At 66.9% G+C, this 1,247-nt stretch carries 2 protein-coding genes; both read left to right on the top strand.

Annotation, left to right across the window (positions count from 1 at the left end; genetic code table 11):
• Positions 1–693, top strand: a 693-nt coding sequence (locus GY769_04130) for a hypothetical protein (protein ID MCP4201102.1), incomplete at its 5' end; no start/stop codon positions are given.
• On the top strand, positions 690–1,247 hold a 558-nt coding region (locus GY769_04125; protein ID MCP4201101.1), incomplete at its 3' end, for a hydroxymethylglutaryl-CoA reductase. The genes GY769_04130 and GY769_04125, both read left to right, overlap by 4 nt.

Raw genomic sequence — 1,247 nt, 5'->3', positions numbered from 1 at the left:
TACAACGGTTTCGGCAGCTACGAGCTCTTCCACATCAAGTCCCTGTGGGACTTCCACAGTTACACCAACCGGCTGGTCTGGTACTTCCTGGACAAGAAATACAAGGACGCCGCGTTCGTCCGCAAGGAGCTGCAGAACAAGGACAAGACCATCGCGTTGACCAAGGCGGTCCAGGACGGCTTCACGGCTCTGGCCACCCACTTGACGGCGACCGGGGAGTACGAGCGCAAGAACCAGGGGGAGTACTCGCTGCGCCAGAACCGCTTCCGGATGGAAGAAGAGATGTTGGTCGGCTACGACGACGACGTCTCGATCAACAGCCACTTCAACCTCTGCAAGCTGACGGTCAGCGAGCTCGTCGAGTGCCGTTTCGGCATCCAGGGCTTCCTGACCAGCAAGTTGGCGCAGCACAAGCTGTCGGCCGCCGCGTTGTCCTCTTTCGAGCTGAGCGAGGACTGGCTCGACTCGATCTGCGACAAGGTCGCGAAAGACGTCCAGCGGCAGCTCGAGACCCGGTTCGGCGCCAATGGATTCCAGGTGGCGGTGGACGGCGGGAGCTTCTCGCAGCCGCTGCCGAAGGGCTTGGACGACGCGCCGGCGGAAGTCAAGGACTACGCCGCCGGGCTGTGGCAGGAGAGGGCCGTCAACCCGGTCGTCGACGCGCTGATCACCGGTCCGCCGACCCGAGGGTGAGTCGGGACCACCGGAATCCGGACGGTCCTCTGAAGCTCGTGCCGCGCTTCCGCAAAGGAGGCTACGAGCCCGAGCAGGTGGCCCGGCGCCGGGCCTGGCTCGAAGGCCAGGCCGGCGTCGCCGTTCCCGCGATCGGCGCCCACGCTCTCGCCACCCCGACGCTGCGGGGCAACGTCGAGAATCCGATCGGGGCGGTGCAGGTTCCCCTCGGCGTCGCGGGTCCGCTGCTGGTCGACGGCAGCGACGCCCACGGTACCTTCTACGTTCCGATGGCCACCACCGAGGGAGCGGTCGTAAGGTCCTACGAGCGCGGCATGGTCACCCTGACGCGCGCCGGCGGCGCGACGACGCGGATCCACGCCGACGAGAACCGGGTCTCCCCGACCTTCCTGTTCGACGACATCGCCGCCGCAGCCGACTTCACCGCCACCGTCACCGGCAAGCTCGAGCCGATCCGCGCCGAAGCGGAGTCCACCACCCGCCACGGCAAGCTCCTGCGCCTCGAGTGCCACCCGATCGGCCGGCAGGTCGTGGTCAGCTTCTGCTTCTCCACC

This window comes from bacterium, assembly GCA_024224155.1.
GTDB lineage: Bacteria > Acidobacteriota > Thermoanaerobaculia > Multivoradales > JAHEKO01 > CALZIK01.
Note: the sequence above shows the minus strand (reverse complement) of the source record. Positions and strands in the feature narration are given on the sequence as shown.